A 17,180-nucleotide genomic window follows, 5' to 3' on the forward strand; every position below is an offset into this window, starting at 1 on the left:
CAAGATTTTGGAGCGGATGAGCGAGTTTGAAAAATCACTTAAGAACACTGCATAATCAATAGGTTTATGTCTAACTCTATTCCCCCATCTGTCCTTTCTCAACCTCTACCAACTTCCCTAAAACGCTCTCAGATTCCCTGGTGGCGCTTAATTGTTCCCTTGGCTATTCAGGTAGGCTTAGTCGTAGCCATTCCGGGTCAAGCGTTCTATACTAGAATCACAGGCAAAACCGTAATTTTACAAACCCAACCGGTTGACCCCTACGATTGGTTACGGGGCTATTCCCAAACCTTGAGTTATGATATTTCTCGCTGGGAAACCTTGCAGAATCTTCCTGGATGGGATCAATTGTCGAGTAAGCCAAACCAGTTCAGTCGAGAGTTTTATCTGATTTTGGAACAACCGCAAGGACAACAACAGGGAGAACTGCCACAACCTTGGAGTGCGATCGCCGTTAGTCCTCGTTTACCGCAAAACTTACCCTCTAATCAAATTGCCTTACGGGGACGAGTGAATCAAGGACAATTGGTTTATGGGTTAGAAACCTATTATATGCCAGAAGATCAACGGCAGAAAATTAATGAGGAAATCAACTTATCGCAACAACAAGAACGTCAACCCTTTGTTGTAGAAATTAAAGTTGACGATCGAGGGCGATCGGTTCTGATTCAACTCTGCATTAATGACCAATGTTATCAGTTTTAAAAATCAGGAATCATCCCGATCGATTGCAATAGGCAATTGAGCGATCGCCAAGGGTTGAACTGCTATAACCCAGAACACAACACAAACCGCTATACCAATAAAACGCCCGATTTTCATGAATTCATTGATCGGTGATAGGACATTCAAATTGAGCGTTGGGATTGCCAGTACTGATATAGCCTGTAATAATTCGACCTGCACCACAGTATAGTTGATGATAATATCGACTCAAGGAATCTCCTTCAGAGGATAAAGGGTCTATACCAATGCCATTGCGACCGTTATCTTTTCCAGAGCTATGAATATAGTTCCGATCGCCTAAATATAAAGCGACATGGGTAACTCGTTGTTTAGAAGAGAAAAATAGTAGATCTCCAGGTTCAGCTTCTTCAATAGCAATGGATTGGGTAAAATTATGTTGTTGATAGGCATCTCTGGGTATCCAGATCCCGACCGAGGCGAAAGCAGTTTGCATTAATCCAGAACAATCATAATTAGGGGGAACTGTTCCTCCCCACAGATAGTGATTGGGTTGATCCATGGCGTATTGGGTGTAGGCAATGATGCGATCGATCCTTGTTTCAATTTCAGCACGGGAGACGGGATGCGGTTGATAGGGTGCTAAGGCAAGGTTGATTTTGTCTAAGTCGTTCAAAGATAACCAGCAGGGATAATCGTCTTCAGATAAGAGGATGGGAACGGCATTATTTTGGGGAGATCCAATGAGGTGAAATTGCCGATCGCCAGCCGCCTGAGTTGCTAACTCTTCCGTTTCACAGGAATTGTATAAATCTACAGTGTCACAAAATTGATAAGCTTGGGTCGTGGTCAGTTTTTCAAGAGCGATCATAATAGTTAATTGTTAAGGGTTAATCGAATTGGCAAAACCAGGCAGTTAAAGCGATCGCCAACGCATCAGCCGCATCATCTGGTTTAGGCATCTCTTCTAGAGCTAACTCTAGCATCACCGATTCTTGGACTTCCTCCTTATCAGCCTTGCCATATCCGGTCAGAGTTTGCTTGACTTGGGCAGGCGTATATTCAACCATAGGGATCTGGTGTTGAGCTAAAACCAGGAGTAGCACCCCTCGCGCTTGAGCCACCAGAATCGTATTACCCATACGATAGAAAAACAATTTTTCGATCGCCGCTAGATCCGGTTTCCACTGGGTGACAATCGCTTGCAGGTCATCATAAAGGGTACAGAGGCGATCGCCCACAGCTTGGGAACTCGGAGTGGTAATTACTCCAAAATCCAAGGGATTCAAGCGCTCCTCTTGGGTATCCTCGCATTGCTCGCAGTCCAGAATGCCAAACCCCAAACGGGCTAATCCTGGATCTAACCCTAAAATCCGTTTTTGAATCATAATTGTGACTCTCTCTCCCATCAAGCTTAAATTAGGTATTACTGGATGGATTTACTCTTACCTGTTCTACTGGCCTTCTACGTCGCCTGCAATTTGGGCGCGAATGACGTGGCCAATTCCATGGGAACATCTGTCGGATCGAAGGCCATTACCCTCACCCAAGCCGTCTTGATTGCAGGCATCTTAGAATTTACCGGAGCGGTTTGGTTTGGCTCTCGAGTCTCCGAAACCTTAGCTACCGACTTGATTCATCTAGAAGAATTTGCCCCCGATCCCCAACTTCTTTTTCTGGGGATGGTTTCTGTACTGCTCACCTGCGGACTGTGGTTACAAATTGCTACCAGCTTTGGATTACCTGTGGCTTCTTCCCATGCCATTGTCGGGGCGATCGCCGGGTTTAGTGGGGTGGCAATCGGCCCAGAAGCCATGGATTGGTCTACCCTGGGGCGCATTTCCCTCGTTTGGATCATTACCCCAGTGGTCAGTGGTAGCCTGGCCATGGTCTTTTACCATCGCCTCAAAGCCTGGATTTTAGACCATCCTCAATCCCAACTCAGGCTGCAAGAATGGATTCCCTGGATCTGTACGGGTTTATTCAGTATTTTTGGGGCAATTGTCTTGCCAACCCTATTTGCCAATTGTTCCATTCCCCATCTTCCCAATCATACTGCCATGATTGGCACAGCCGCCTTGGGCACTCTCGGTCTGACAGCCCTCAGTTGGCATCAGTTTAGCTCAGAAAAACCCCTAGAAGGACTCTTTGCCCAATTTCAAGTCATTAGCGCCTGTTTTGTCGCCTTTGCCCATGGCTCCAACGATGTGGGCAATGCGATCGCCCCCTTAGCCGTGATTAGCCAAATTAGACAGGGGGATATGCTGATAGCGGGAAACTTTCAAGTCCCCCTTTGGAGTTTAATCGTTGGAGCGATCGGCATTGTTTTCGGATTAGCCATTTGGGGTAAAAACGTAATTTCTACCGTCGGCGAAAACATTACCCCCCTCAAACCCAGTGGTGGGTTTTGCGCCGAAGTGGCTACGGCTACCACCATTTTACTCGCCTCCCGGTTTGGGTTTCCCGTCTCCACCTCCCATGCTCTCGTGGGTGCTGTCGTTGGCATTGGTATAATACAGCGATCGCCTTCTTCCCCCCTCAAATTCAAGACCCTCAGAGAAATTGGCCTAGTTTGGGCAATCACCCTTCCCCTGACTGCTAGTATAAGTGCTACTATCTTGGCAATAGTTCGCCTGTTTTGGGCATAAACACGGCACAGATCAACTCGCTCTGTGGGTTAAAAGCGCCTGGGTGCAGTGACGGCTATCCTCCTTGCTGGTTCTTCATTAAGATTGTTAAATTCCTAGCAAAAATCCTCCGTTCTCTCCCTTGGATCGCTATGCTTAAAGCAACAAAGGCCTTATTACTTCTGGAAAGGGCTTTCGCCCCCTACCCGTCGTCTTTCAAGTGAACATCAAATGGACAACACGGACTTAGACAACTCTAAGGCAAGAAGCGCCGAAGAGACTTTAAGGAAAGTTAATCAAGACCTGGAAAGGCTACAAGAGGAACTGGCCCATCAATTGAATCAAGATGGCCAGACCCTCGGTGACAAAGGAGCTAGACTTCTCGAGGAAATCAGAACGCTAGAGGGTTTGGCCCATCGGTTGCGATCGCAAATTGAAAAACCACAACCCACAGTACATCCGATATCTACTTCGGCTACTCGGGAAGAACCGGTTAATCAGCCCCCAACCGCACCTCCAAGCCCCAAGCCGAAGCCCAAAGAAGGTCAAGTGGTCACTGGTTTACTCTTAGCCTTCTTATCCGCTTGCGTCCTTTCTTTATTCAACGTCACTCTAAAAATCTTATTAAAACTTTCCCCTGAACCCCGACTGGTCTTAGATATGTTTCCTGTCGATGGGTTGATTACTCCGGGCTTAGGCAATTCTTTGCTGATTCTGTTTTTGCGGATGATTGTGGTGATGTTGGTCTTTCCGATCTTGGCGACATTTCTCTATCCTTCCGTTTGGTCAGACCTAAAGCGCTTCATCAAGTCCAATGATTATGACCACATGCTCAAGGTGGTTGGCAGTGGATTCTTCCTGTTTTTGTCCCAAGTCTGTATTTATATCGCCATTGGTAATATTCCTACAGGAATTGCGATCACGATTTTCTTTATCTATCCGATTGTAACCGTGTTTGCTTCTTGGGCCCTATTTGGCGATCGCCCCAACCTGGCTCGCATTATTGCCATGGCTGTTATCCTCGCTGGGGGAATCATGGCCCTACCTCAAGGCGGTGTCGAAGGCAATACCCAACTCGGTATCTCGGCGGCGATCGGTGCTGGAGTCACCTTTGCGGGTTACGTGCTATTAGTGGGCATGGGAACTAAGAAATTACACCCAATTCCGTTTTCTCTGGTGTCGTTTGCCGCTATTTTTGTCTTTTCCGGAATTTCCCTGATGTTTCCCTTACCCCCTGAGTTGGGTGTAGTCATTGAACCGAATACTCAAACGGGTCTGTTGATTGGGGGAAGCATTTTGGGACTTCTCACCCTCGGAAGTTACTTGCTCAATAACTTTGCTATTCGCTTTGCTGGCCCTGCTTTAGCCTCTATTGTCGGAGCGAGTGGTCCGGCTCTGACGGCTCTATTTAGCTTATTCTTGATTGCTGAGGCCCTCAAAATGCAGCAATGGGTAGGGTTAGGCTTGGTAACTCTAGGCGTGTTGGGCATGAGTTTAGAACGCATGTTAGCCTCCAAAAAAGCCTAAAATAGAAAAATCCAGGAGAATATACGGATGGGAGAAGCGGTGAATTTTGGCTAGCTCACTCCCACCTCTCCTATCTTATGTGCATAATGATAATTATCAATTGGATCGACGAAAGGTGCAGAGGTCTCCATGAGTCTTGAAAATGACCAAAAACAATGTTTAGAAAAGCTGGTTTGGGCGATCGATCAGTTAGAGGTAAAGGTTGAGCCAAGTAAGCTTTCCGATATTGCTGACCTGATTGTGCAAACCATGACGGGGCCTTGGCGGTATTTCCATACGCCAGAGCATATTTTTGAAGTCGGAGGGAGAGACGATGCGATCGAAGTCCTGGCGGCTTTATTTCACGATGTGGTCTATGTACAAGTTGATAAAAGTGTAAATTTTAACTTAAGCTACTATATTAGTCCCTTTATTAGTCAAGTCGGAGAAGATCTCCTGATCCTAGACCGGGATAAATTGCCCAAAGATGGCATGTTTGAAATGGTCTTGGATTTGTTTAATTTCCAGGCTGGACAAAAACTTTCCCCTATGACGGGACAAAATGAATTCCTCAGCGCCCTAGTTGCTGCTAAAGTGTATGAAGATTTTTTGAGTCCGGGTCTAATCCTGCAAATTATCGCTTGTATTGAAGCCACGATTCCCTTTCGCTCTAAAACACCAGAAGGGTTCAGTAGTAGCGAAGTATTATACAAAAGACTAAGGGCAGTTAACGAAAAATACCAAACTGAACTCACGGAAGAAACCATGCTCGAAACCGTGTATAGTTCGGTACGAATGTCAAATCGTGATGTCGGTAGCTTTGCTTATGAAAGTGCGGCTCGCTTCCTAGATGGAACCTGGAATTTATTGCCAGAAACCAACCATCACCTGAAAAACTCCAATTCCTATACGGTGAGCCAATATCGCACAGCATTACAGAAAATGGAAGGTTTCATGAATTTCTTGAAACCGGAGATTATTTTCCATGAGTTTCGCAATGTCCCTGAATCAACAGAGTATCAGCTTTTGATTGAGCGATCGCAACGGAACATGGATGTCGGTCGTCTCTATTTAGGCACCAAACTGCTCTCCATTGCCTTCCTAGAAGCCCTCTCCTTGCAATTTGGTAAAAACATCCCCATCTCCACCATGATGGGCGAAATGCGTACTGAAGGCAGTGTCGGAGTCGTCTTAGAGGAATTACTTCCCCCAGTCACCAATCCCCATCAACCCGGAAATGGACTAGAAAAAGAGGTTCTTACTCTCCTGGAAAAAGGACGCTTACAAGACTCATCCTACGACCTAAAAAATTCCCCTTTGAGTACCTTTATGGTCAAATCTATGGGATTCGATCAGATTCGAGAACTCACCCTTCAGGCTAAAGCTTTTTTCAAAGGAGAACTGAAAGCCTCTGACTTTTTAGCACTATTCCCCTCCGATGTTCTACAAATTGTGATTGAAAAACTTTTAGAGTTGTTTGAAGCACGGAAAAGCGCCCTCAGAGCAGCACTTCCAGAAACAGAAGTTTTACCCGTGGGCTAAAAGGCAAAAAGTTAGCAATGGAGAGCCGTCACTGAGCGCAGTCGAAGTAACCGCTCTCTCTCATTTTTTAACTGTTCTAGGTGACTCATCATGAACTGGGAAGACGTTTGTACCCATAAACAATTACAAGATTTACCCTTCAAAATTGAATTAAATAAATGGGGACAAATCGTTATGAGTCCAGTTAAAATTAAACACTCTTTTTATCAGGGGAGAATCCAAAGTGAATTAGATACCTCTGAATTAGTGCCAAATTTCCCTCAGAACATTCAACGGTGATTATAGTACTTTGCGCTAGAAAATATAGCTTCTCTCCTGAAGCGATCGCCGAAATCTTGAATCTTCCAGTCGAAACAGTTACCGAAATCCTAGAGAATTTGGATCGCAACGATCGATAATGGCGCTTCGCCTCCCACCCAAAGAAACCGGGTTTCTCCTTATCTTGCAGCTCCACCCCTAGATTGTCGCAGAAACCCGGTTTCTAGCTCCCTAGGGTGCGATCGCTATAATAAGAAGGATATTATAATTATACAATTACTTCATCAAACTATGAATCAGGAAACCGTTATTTCTACTCTGAAAGAGCATCCAGAAACCTTGCATAATTTGGGCGTAAAATCTTTAGAACTTTTTGGCTCTGTTGCTCGGAACGAAGCTAGACCCGATAGCGATCTGGATTTTCTGGTAGAATTTGAAGGGAAAATCACGTTTGATGCTTATATAGATTTAAAGTTTTTTCTAGAAGACCTGTTTACAAGAAAAGTCGATTTAGTGATCAAAGAAGACCTCAAGCCTCAAATCTGTGAAGTCGTGATTACTCAAGCCATCCATGTCGCGTAATCTCAGTTTATATCTGACTTAAACGATGAAGAGACAGATTAAATAGATGTCATTGCGACCGCAGGGAAGCAATCGCTACAATTCGCGAGATGATCGAGATTGCTTCGAGTCTTTGTTCTACAGAGGTGTAGGGAGTCATGGGGTTCCTTCCAAATCAATCAAACCTAAGCGATTTCATTCTATCAACTTGCGATCGCCACCCACCCATTCATGTCGGACGCAGTCCGAAAGAAACCTAGTATCTGGGACAATAGACTCATGCCGAAATCTCCATAACTGGATGAAAACTGATACCCTCTTTTACAAAGTCTTCCAAGATTTTCCCCAATTCTTCTTTGAACTCTGTGGACTTCCCTCAACGAGAGCCAACCTCTACACCTTTACCTCCGTAGAAGTGAAACAACTGGCTTTCCGTCTCGATGGACTGTTCCTTCCCAATAGCAATAACCCCGATCTTCCTTTCTATATCACCGAGGTGCAATTTCAGCCAGATGAAGATCTCTATTACCGCTTATTTAGCGAACTGTTCCTCTATCTGAGACAATATAAACCTCCTCACCCTTGGCAAGTTGTCATCATTTATCCCAACCGGAACACGGAGAGGGTAAATCCCCTACACTTCGCTGACCAACTTTTGCTTCCCCAAGTGCGACGCATCTATCTGAATGAACTGCCTCAACAGTCATTAGGGTTAGGTGTGGTTAAACTGATTATGGAGCAGGAAAGCACCGCTCCAGAAAAAGCTAAGACCCTGATTGCACAAGCAAAATCCCAGTTAACCCAACAACAGGTACAACAGAATCTGATTGATTTGATCGAGACTATAATAGTCTATAAGCTACCCACCAAAAGCCGGGAGGAGATTGAAGTGATGTTAGGACTGAGCGAAATTCGACAAACCAAAGTTTACCAAGAAGCCTTAACTGAAGGACGGGAAGAAGGACGAGAAGAAGGACGAGAAGAGACTCGACAAGAGGTAATTTCCCAGATGGCTCGTTATGGCTTATCTGCTGAAGCGATCGCCGAAATCCTGAATCTTCCCCTGGAAACGGTGACCGAAATCCTAGAGAATTTGGATGGCGATGAGAAATAATGGCGATCGCCCTTCAATTAAAAATTAACAATGATTCGGCGCGATCGCCTCTTCGAGTCATTCATTGTTGGCTCACCAAGCTACGGTTTGTAGATTTTCGACTTCTTGAAAATGAGCATCTCGCGTTACCAAGGTTAAATCGTATTGTAAGGCTAATGAGGCAATCCAAATATCATTTTCAGGTAAAGGGCGACCTTTAAGCCTGAGTTGATGTTTAACTTCACCGTATTGACGAGCAGTTTGCGTATTACACTCAAGAATTGTACTCTTGGCAATTAATACTTCAATTCTCTCTAAATTGGCTTCCCATCGGTTCGATTTTCTCGCACCATAACACAATTCGCCAATAACCATACTGGGAATAAAGCAATCTACTACTTCAGCCAAATGCTGTTTAACCATTGGTTCATCAGCAAAGAGCGCAATGATAATATTTGTATCGAGTAAATATCTACCATTCATTGATATCTATCTGGCTACAGTCTTCCTGAATTGCATCTGCTATAAGTTGTAGATCTTCGACTGGAATCAAACCTGCAACACCCAGTAATGTCTGTCCGGGTGTGCCAGAAATTTCTCTATTTGTCAAGCTGTGGGTGAAGTCAAGAACCCGCCATTGTAAGTGTTCTGGCATTTCTTGCACTTGGGCTATGATTTGGTCAAGGATGGACATTGGCGATTTATCCAGTGGTTTTGAGTCACTTCTGCATCAATTATATTGATCGCCGACTCGCTTATGCCCCCCCCACCCAAAGAAACCGGGTTTCTCCCTCATTTCAGGCGCTTCTCCTCATCTCTGGCAGAAACCCGGTTTCTGGCTACGACGCAGACATCTCTTCGTTGTTCATTGTTCATTGTTCATTGTTCATTGGTTAATTGTTCATTCAAACTCCGGCACTCTTCAACCAGGGGTATCCCTAACTGGGTGGCTAACGCCAGGGCTTGCTGACAATGGCTGCGAGCCAGATCGAGATTGCCCAGCTTTTGATAGAGTACGGCAAAGTTTTGATGAACATGGGCTTGATTGTAAACATCGTTAACGCGGGTGGAAAGGGTTAAGGCAGTTTGCAAGGACTCCTCTGCTTCTGAATAGCGTTCGAGTTGGATTAGGAGTTTACCTAAAGTATCGAGTCCTTTCCCTTCACCAGCAATCTCCCCAATATTCTTGACTATAACTAATGCTTGCTGAAGATAATCTATTCCCTCTTCATATTGTTCTAGGTAATAGCAGAGCAAACCCAGATTGTTTAGAACTCTTCTCTCACCAGAGCGATCGCCAATTTCTTGTTTAATTTCCAGAGACTGCTGGTAGAAGGATAGGGCTGCTTCGTAGTCTCCTTGGGAATGGTAAGCACTGCCTAAGTTGCCCAAAGAAGAGGCAATGCCAGAGCGATCGCCGATTTGTTGTTGGATTTCCAGACACTGCTGGTGGAAGGATATGGCGCTTTCGTAGTCTCCTTGGGAATTGTAAGCCAAGCCTAAGTTGTTGAAAGAAGAGGCAATGCCAGAGCGATCGCCGATTTCTCGTTTAATTTTCAGAGACTGCTGGGTATAGGATAGGGCTCTTTCGTAGTCTCCTTGGTAATAGTAAGTACCGCCTAAGTTCATCAAAGAAGTGGCAATGCCAGAGCGATCGCCGATTTGTTGTTGGATTTCCAGAGACTGCTGGTGGAAGGATAGGGCTCTTTCGTAGTCTCCTTGGTAATAGTAAGTACCGCCTAAGTTCATCAAAGAAGTGGCAATGCCAGAGCGATCGCCGATTTGTTGTTGGATTTCCAGAGACTGCTGGTGGAAGGAAATGGCTCTTTCGTACTCTCCTTGGGAATGGTAAGCATTGCCTAAGCTTGTCAAAGAGGCAGTGTAGCGCCAGTCTTGCTCGTTGGATAAATGGGGCACTAATTGCAGATAGAGTTCAATCCGCAGAGCGTTGTAACCCCGTATATCTAGAAACTCACTAACTGACTTCTTATAATCTCCTGGATTATTACGAATTACATCAAATGCCTGCACATACTCTCCCAACTGGCACAGGTGATAAAACAACTCCACATAATCCTGCACATCCTCAACCGTTGCTGTTTTCCAATCTTCGGGCATTTGACACCGACTGTCATACACCTCCACCGCTCGCTCGTGTGCTTCCCTCACATCCCCAGCGCGATACTGCAAATACTCCCAAATAAACGGCTGAAACTGATAACGCCCTTCTGCTTTCACCAAAACCCCGCGCTCGGCAAGCTTGCGTAACTCCTTCTCCTTCACCTCTGCGCCCACCATTGCCGACACCAGAGCGGCATCAAACCCTTGCCGCAATACCGTTAACCGCAATAACCGCTCTTGCCAAACCGACGACAACAAACTAAAACTGCGATCCAACACCACCAGCAACTGCACGGTTTCCCGGCGATGTCTGCCTCGAATGCGCTCATCTGCCAGCAACTGCCGCACATCTACTACCTGCAACTGCTCCAAGTCTGCCAAGGTTGCCTCGTTTCCCCTCTCCTCCTGCAACATCCCGGCTACCAGACGCAACGTCAACGGATGTCCATTCACCTTTTCCGCATAGGCTTCCAACTCCTCAACCGTTCCCCCAATTCCCAGTGCCTGCAATAACTGCGCTCCTTCCCGTTTCGATAACCCCGACAAGGGTAAAATATTCGGCTCCACCCACACCAAGTCTGGCTCCTGTTGCGTCGTCACCAAAATCTCCGTCTGAGCGCAACAGTCTAACCACCCCTGCAAAAACTCCGTATACTCCCCATCTGCCAACACCGACTCAAAGTTATCCAACACCAATAAATAGTTCTGCTTTTGCAACCGGTTAATCAACAGTTCCAATACCTGAGCATCGGGCGTTTTTTCCACAATCTCCCGATCTATCCCCACCAACTCCTGCAAAACCCGCCGCGCCAAACTCGCAAACTTAGGGCGCTCTCCCAACTCTGCCCAATATTTACCGCTAAACGCCTCATGCTCCCGATACACCTTCGCCACCAGAGAGGATTTCCCCATCCCCGCTATCCCCAAAATAATCCCCAACTTCCGATCCTGATCCTGCAACCATCCGTAAACCGTCGCCAACTCTTTCGCTCTCCCCTGCCAATGGGTAGTCCGAGGCACAGTATCCCCCACAGCCCCCACCCCAGTGGATTTCTGCGGTTTCCCTTCCTGCTGTAAAAATCCAATAATGCGCCCTTCGCTCTCCTGTATCTCTTGGGTGAGGGTAATTCCTAAGCGATTTTGCCCCGCTAAAATTTCCCGTTGTCCTGCCAATACCTGCTCAAACTGCCCCCCTAACCATCCCCGCAAGCGGTTGAGAATCTCCTGAGTTCTGTCAATTTCTCCTAAAATGACCTCTATCCCCACACCCAACTGCGCGGATAACTGCCGAAACCGCGCCTGATTTTCTGCCTCACTTCTGGCTAACTCCTGCTGAAGCTCCCCCAATTTTGCCAATGCTTGGTTCACCTCTTCCCGACTCTCCTGGGGAACCTGCACTTCCTGCAACCCCGCATGAATCGCCCCCAACAGGGAAATCACCAACCCCCCAAAGGCTTTCCCCCCCTCGGAACAATCCGCTTTCAACACTTCCCGCAAGGCAAACGCAAACTTATCCCGCAAGTCTATCGCCAACTGCTTGAGAACATTCTCCCCTAACTGCACATGGGCATATACCCGCAATTCCTCCAACAGCTCCAACCAATCCGCTTCCGTCAACACCTGCACCGGCTCACTGCCCAGAGCCTGGCTAAACCAGCCCAGAACCCGATCTCCCTGAATGGGGTCAAATTTATCATTTTCCATCGCCTTCAGCTCCTGGGCGACGGTTTTCCAGTGTTTCACCGCACATTTAGCTAGGGATACCAGCTCTTGCTTCGAGCTTTTATAGGTTCCGGCTTCTACCCTCGCCTGAATCAGCAGTCCAATCGCCAATCCCACCGCTTTGGCTAAATCATGATTGTCCAGTTGCCCCCGACTATCACGCAACCGCACCGTCAGATTTTCCATGTACTGGGGAATCGCATCATTAGCAATCATCCCCCCAACCACAGCAGCAACGGAGAGTCCTAATGGCGCTAATGCCCCCTGACAGAGGTTACCGCCTAACAATAAATAACGCGGTAGAACCCAGTAACCGAGTACGGCGTTGAGTGAGTAAATCCATGCGATCGCCAACAATACCATCGTTGCTCTTTATTCTATTCCCTATTCTACGTCTCGTAGGAGCGAAACATTTTCCCCCCTACGGTTAGCAGTTATGGCTTACATGGTCGCATTTTCTTTATTGCACTCTCGTGCATTAGAAACCGGAACAGGACTTAAATATACCTGTTCAACCAGGGGGGTATATCCCAACCAACACAGAGAACGAGTAGTAAACTGTTGGGGAGAACCACTGACACCAAAGCGGGTGGGCTTAGGTGCGTAGGCATTCCGCAAACCCAGCAAATCTAGCTCTTGACCTGTTGCTTTGACGACATGAACGGCTGGATTAATCACCTGTACCGATTTGGGTAGTAGTTGACGAATCACCGAATCTAAAAGAGGGTAATGGGTGCAACCATAAACCAGAGTATCAATATTTTGTTGTAGCAGAGGTTGCAAATAGGAGCGGGCAACCTCGTAAGTATAGGGGTCATTGATGCGATTTTGTTCAATGAGGGGTACAAACTCTGGGCATCCCACTTGCCATACCTGAACCGTTGGATCGACTTCAATCATAGCTTGACGATAGGCTTGACTGGCCGCAGTTGCAGGAGTGGCAATTACTCCCACTCGTTTACCAACAGCAACAGCCGCTCTAGCGGCTGGTAAAATTAATCCGAGGATGGGAGTTGAGAACTCATCGCTAATGGCTTCTAGTGCTAAAGCATTACTGGTATTGCAAGCCATGACAACCATTTTCACCTGTTGCTGTTCCATCCAGGTGATAATTTCTCGTACAAATTGAATAATCTCTTCCGGCGATCGCGTACCATAGGGCAAGCGTGCCGTATCGCCAAAATAAATAATCGATTCCTGGGGAAGCTGACGATACAGTTCACTCAGAACCGTTAGTCCGCCTACACCGCTATCAAAAACCCCAATTGGTCGATGATTGATGGTCATGATTTCTCTTTACTCCAAATCACTCACTCACACCATGGGGTTTAGCTGCGCCTCCCCCCACTAATAATTTTGCTGAATATGGCGCAAAATGCCATTCGCGATGCCTTGAGCCATCTGGCGACGGAAAACTGGGTTAGCTAACTTCACCGAATCTTCCCGACCGGTGATAAATCCAGTTTCCACCAAGACCGAAGGCATCGATGTTTTCCTCAGCACATAAAATCTAGCACGACGAACTCCGCGATCGCGAATATTTAAAGTTTGCAGGATCGTATTATGGATATCACGAGCTAAACGCTGACCGGTTTGATAGTAAAACGTTTCTAAGCCATTCACTTCTGGACGGCTCAGACTAATCGCATTTGCATGAATGCTCACAAATAATGTCGCATTTGCCCTCTCAGCCGTCGCAACTCTTGGCGCTAAATCAATTTCCCGGTCATCGCGACGGGTCATCACGGTTTGTACGCCATTTTGCTCCAAGATAGCAGCCACTTGATTGGAGATATCCATCACAATCTCTTTTTCCAGGAGTCCATTTCCCACTGCTCCCGGATCGCGGCCACCATGACCGGGGTCAATGGCTACCCGAATGCGAGAATTCCGAGGAGGTCTGGGGTTGGAAGGACGAGGATTAGTTGTTGGAGGAGGTAAAGGTTGGGGACGAGGTGCTGGAGGAGGTAAGGGTTTGGCTGGTGGCGGTACATTAATCGCAATGCCATCTTGAGTCGGTAAAGGTGATGGAGGTTGCGTAGGAGAAGGGCCAACAGAAGCATTAGCCGATACCAATTCCCGATTTGCAGGCCAAGGTTGCTGTGCTTCTTGACCCATCTGACCCCTACTTCCAGAAACCGGAATAATTACTGCTCCAAACTTATTTGTTAACCCTTGCCAATCTGGACTTGCAGGGGTTACATCTAGAGTCACCCGGACAATAGAATCCTGCAATTGGCTCATCTGGATTTGCCTTACCCCTCGACTATTAATTACCAAGGGTCTTTGATGTAAATCGCTTGCTAAGGTCACCCCCTCAAAATCAATAGTAATTTCCTGTTGATTTGAGGTGCGTTTGACCGATTTAACGTTAGGTTTTTCTCCGTTCACCCGTAAATAAAATCCATCACCAGTGACGCGAATCGCTTCGACTACCGATGAGGCGCTGCTCGGGGGAGCGGGTTGAGGAGAAGAGACTGGAGGGGGTGTAATGGGTCGTCTATCTCGTTGAGGATTAGGAATTTGAACGACCCATCGACGAGGGGAAATACCTTGGAATTTAACTTGATTGGGGTCAATGGTATAACCCGGTTTGAGTTCAATGACTAAGCGAGTCGTATTAGAATTGAATTGCCCGGTTCGCACCTGTGCAATCCCAGGGGTATTGACCAATTGTTGACGCAATTGTCTGCCTAACTGAATTCCTGGTAAATCAATCACCAGACGAGTTGGCCCGTAAATGAGTTGCGCTCTCGGTTGGACATTGGTATCGGTAGTAAATTCTAAACGATTGCTTCTGGCATCAAAGCGCCAATTTTGCAAACTGGCTGCATAGACAGGAGATGAAAGCAGCCATAATCCTAAAACACCGGGTAAGAGCCAATGAAGTTTCACGCCATTTCCTCGCTGATGATAGTGATACGCCCTTGCTCATCCGACAATCCCTACATCAGCCTTGGAAGTGAACCCTGATGAGGGCGTGAAACTTTCCGAACTTAGCTCTAGTAGTTTTGCCGGACGTACAGCAAAATTCCATTGGCGATCGCCTGAGCCATTTGACTTCTAAAGGCTGGAGTCCTTAACCGGGGAGCATCCTGTGCCCCAGTCACAAATCCAGTTTCCACTAATACGGAAGGCATCGAAGTTCTACGGAGGACATAAAAGCGAGCGCGTTTTACGCCTCGGTCTCTCATCGGTATGCTCCGGAGGATGGAACCTTGAATCGCTTGGGCTAGGCGAAGGCCTGTGTTGTAGTAGTACGTTTCTACTCCATTGACATCCGGACGGCTCAGACTAATCGCATTGGCATGAATACTAACAAAGAGAGTCGCATTTACCCGTTGGGCGAGATTGACCCGAGGCGCGAGATCGATTTCGACTTCGCGATCGCGGGTTAAAATCACTTGAATCCCATTTTGTTGTAGGATAGCGGCCACTTGGCGAGAGATATCTAAAACCACGTCCGTCTCTCGCAATCCTCCAATCCCCACTGCACCCGGATCGCGGCCGCCGTGACCCGGATCGATCACAATCGTAATCCGAGAATTGGGGGTGCGTCTGGTCGAAGGCAGAGGCCATTGGACACCCGGTGAGGGACGGCTAGGAGCCGGTTGTGGATTAGCCGGTCGCGGGACAGGAATGGGAACAGTAGAAGGGCGAGGATTAGGAGAAGTGGCGATGGGAGGGAGTGTTGAACCACTTGACCCCAAAGATAAAGCAATCACCTGAGAACCCGCTTGATTGATCTGTCCCAAGGTGAACCCAGAACGAGGAGTCATCGAAATCACCACAGTTTGCTCGTCAGCCTGTTGGACATCAAAACGAGAAAAGGGACTATTCCCTCCAACGGGAATCGATGGGACATTTTCCCCTAAGCGAGCGGGAGAGACTCTTAAGGTATAAACCGAAGGGTTGGGCCATTGACCCACAGCATTGACTCTTCCGGTAGCGCGAACCACCAATTGGGAATTGCCTCCAGAAAGTTCGATCGCCTGAATCAATGGTGGTTGAGTTGGATCAAACTGATTAGAATCTGCGGCTGTAATTTGGCGACCCGCAGGCCAAGGTCTGGAACCGGACATATTCGTTCCACTCCCTGCCCTCGGAATGAGAACCATACCTAGGCGATTGGGTAAAGCTTGCCAATCCGCACTTTGGGGATTGACATTGAGGGTAATGCGGGTTCCGGCATTATCTCCCTCCAAGGGGCTGAGAATCAGTTGATTCACCCCTCGACTATTAATATTTAAGCGTCTTGGGTTTAAATTATTGGGTAGTGCAACGCCTTTGAGATCGATTTCAATTTGACGCTGGTCTGAGGAGCGCTCTACCCTGGCAATGTCTGGCTGATTGGTAGTGCGAATAAAAAAACCATCTCCTGTAACTCGAACGGCTTCAATTTGATTGGTGCTGCGGTTCGGGGAGGGCTGTTGAGCAACCGGCCGAGGGTTGGGAGGCGAAGTTAAGGTTGGGGGAGGATTGGGGCGTGTTGGGGTGGTTCCCTCTCGTTGGGGTTGGGGCAATTGTACCGTCCATTGGGAAGCAGAAGACCCCACAAATCTCACTTGACTGGGGTCTAGGGTATACCCTGGAGTCAATTCGATGACGATACGGGTGGTGTTCCGTTCAAATTGCCCGGTTCTAACTTGTTTAATCCCTGGAGTCGATACAAATTGAGAGCGAATTTGATTACCTAAAGTGGTTCCTGGCAAATCAATCACTAAACGGGTGGGATTAAAAATCAGTTGAGCGGTAGGTTGAACCCGCCCATTGGTGGCAAATTCCAGACGATTGTTTCTGGCATCAAACCGCCAATATTGTAAGCTGGCTGCTTGGACTGGAGCTGACCATAGCCAGAGTCCTAAAAGGCTAGGAAATAACCAACGCAGTTTCACAGATGGGCCTTTAGAGTGACTAAATTTCATGACGGTTGATGACGGTTGATTGGGAGGAGTGTGTAAGTAACAGTCCGGTCACGAGTATATTACAAGTGCTGACTGATTCAACAAAAGGGATGGGGGGCAATCCTGGATGAGATCGCGATCGCGATCTAACCAGATGACTGC

15 protein-coding genes and 1 pseudogene are annotated in these 17,180 nt (G+C 47.2%); 8 read left to right on the plus strand and 8 right to left on the minus strand.

The annotated features are described in order from the left end of the window. Positions 1-66: 66 nt before the first annotated feature. Entirely contained in the window at positions 67-705 is a 639-nt protein-coding gene (locus tag AC3A14_RS06110; protein WP_318732203.1) for a GDYXXLXY domain-containing protein, read from the plus strand. Between the two features lie 121 nt (positions 706-826). On the opposite strand, the gene AC3A14_RS06115 is transcribed toward AC3A14_RS06110, so the two are convergent. Then, positions 827-1,555, minus strand: coding sequence for a C40 family peptidase (locus AC3A14_RS06115; protein ID WP_318732204.1), 729 nt, complete (start codon positions 1,553-1,555; stop codon positions 827-829). A gap of 19 nt (positions 1,556-1,574) precedes the next feature. Continuing rightward, positions 1,575-2,069, minus strand: a complete 495-nt coding sequence (ruvC, locus tag AC3A14_RS06120) for a crossover junction endodeoxyribonuclease RuvC (protein WP_413038883.1) — start codon at positions 2,067-2,069, stop codon at positions 1,575-1,577. A gap of 48 nt (positions 2,070-2,117) precedes the next feature. On the opposite strand from ruvC, the gene AC3A14_RS06125 reads away from it, so the two are divergent. The 7 genes and pseudogenes from AC3A14_RS06125 (at position 2,118) to AC3A14_RS06155 (ending at position 8,292) form a co-directional block, all read left to right on the plus strand. Continuing rightward, positions 2,118-3,332, plus strand: a complete 1,215-nt coding sequence (locus AC3A14_RS06125; RefSeq protein WP_318732205.1) for an inorganic phosphate transporter — start codon at positions 2,118-2,120, stop codon at positions 3,330-3,332. A gap of 210 nt (positions 3,333-3,542) precedes the next feature. After that, positions 3,543-4,838, plus strand: coding sequence for a DMT family transporter (locus tag AC3A14_RS06130; RefSeq protein WP_318732206.1), 1,296 nt, complete (start codon positions 3,543-3,545; stop codon positions 4,836-4,838). A 129-nt stretch (positions 4,839-4,967) separates the two neighbouring features. Then, positions 4,968-6,359, plus strand: coding sequence for a hypothetical protein (locus AC3A14_RS06135; protein WP_318699759.1), 1,392 nt, complete (start codon positions 4,968-4,970; stop codon positions 6,357-6,359). A gap of 90 nt (positions 6,360-6,449) precedes the next feature. Then, a pseudogene (locus tag AC3A14_RS06140) lies at positions 6,450-6,611 on the plus strand (Uma2 family endonuclease); the annotation flags it as partial. Positions 6,612-6,634: 23 nt separating this feature from the next. After that, positions 6,635-6,757 carry a hypothetical protein gene (locus tag AC3A14_RS06145; protein WP_318732208.1) on the plus strand — a complete coding sequence of 41 codons (123 nt, stop codon included), beginning with the start codon at positions 6,635-6,637 and terminating at the stop codon, positions 6,755-6,757. Between the two features lie 151 nt (positions 6,758-6,908). Further along, complete coding sequence (locus tag AC3A14_RS06150; protein ID WP_318732209.1) at positions 6,909-7,199, plus strand: nucleotidyltransferase family protein; 291 nt, start codon at positions 6,909-6,911, stop codon at positions 7,197-7,199. Positions 7,200-7,479: 280 nt separating this feature from the next. Then, positions 7,480-8,292 (plus strand): Rpn family recombination-promoting nuclease/putative transposase, encoded by an 813-nt coding sequence (locus AC3A14_RS06155; protein WP_318732210.1) that lies wholly within the window; start codon positions 7,480-7,482, stop codon positions 8,290-8,292. Between the two features lie 72 nt (positions 8,293-8,364). Here AC3A14_RS06155 and AC3A14_RS06160 read toward each other — a convergent pair whose 3' ends face one another. The 6 genes from AC3A14_RS06160 to AC3A14_RS06185 all read right to left on the minus strand — a co-directional run bounded on the left by AC3A14_RS06160 (position 8,365) and on the right by AC3A14_RS06185 (position 17,009). Then, positions 8,365-8,754: a type II toxin-antitoxin system VapC family toxin gene (locus AC3A14_RS06160; RefSeq protein ID WP_318732211.1), complete on the minus strand. Its 390-nt coding sequence runs from the start codon at positions 8,752-8,754 to the stop codon at positions 8,365-8,367. Then, positions 8,744-8,965, minus strand: a complete 222-nt coding sequence (locus tag AC3A14_RS06165) for a hypothetical protein (RefSeq protein WP_318732212.1) — start codon at positions 8,963-8,965, stop codon at positions 8,744-8,746. The genes AC3A14_RS06160 and AC3A14_RS06165 overlap by 11 nt, the downstream gene beginning before the upstream one ends. A gap of 185 nt (positions 8,966-9,150) precedes the next feature. Continuing rightward, positions 9,151-12,477, minus strand: a complete 3,327-nt coding sequence (locus AC3A14_RS06170; protein ID WP_487778940.1) for a tetratricopeptide repeat protein — start codon at positions 12,475-12,477, stop codon at positions 9,151-9,153. Positions 12,478-12,555: 78 nt separating this feature from the next. Continuing rightward, the gene (gene murI, locus AC3A14_RS06175) at positions 12,556-13,401 is read right to left on the minus strand and encodes a glutamate racemase (RefSeq protein ID WP_318698670.1); all 846 of its coding nucleotides are present in this window, start codon (positions 13,399-13,401) and stop codon (positions 12,556-12,558) included. Positions 13,402-13,461: 60 nt separating this feature from the next. Then, the gene (locus tag AC3A14_RS06180) at positions 13,462-15,009 is read right to left on the minus strand and encodes an N-acetylmuramoyl-L-alanine amidase (RefSeq protein WP_318698671.1); all 1,548 of its coding nucleotides are present in this window, start codon (positions 15,007-15,009) and stop codon (positions 13,462-13,464) included. A gap of 107 nt (positions 15,010-15,116) precedes the next feature. After that, positions 15,117-17,009, minus strand: coding sequence for an N-acetylmuramoyl-L-alanine amidase (locus tag AC3A14_RS06185; protein ID WP_318719299.1), 1,893 nt, complete (start codon positions 17,007-17,009; stop codon positions 15,117-15,119). Positions 17,010-17,180 lie beyond the last annotated feature (171 nt).

This window comes from Roseofilum sp. (assembly GCF_982964205.1).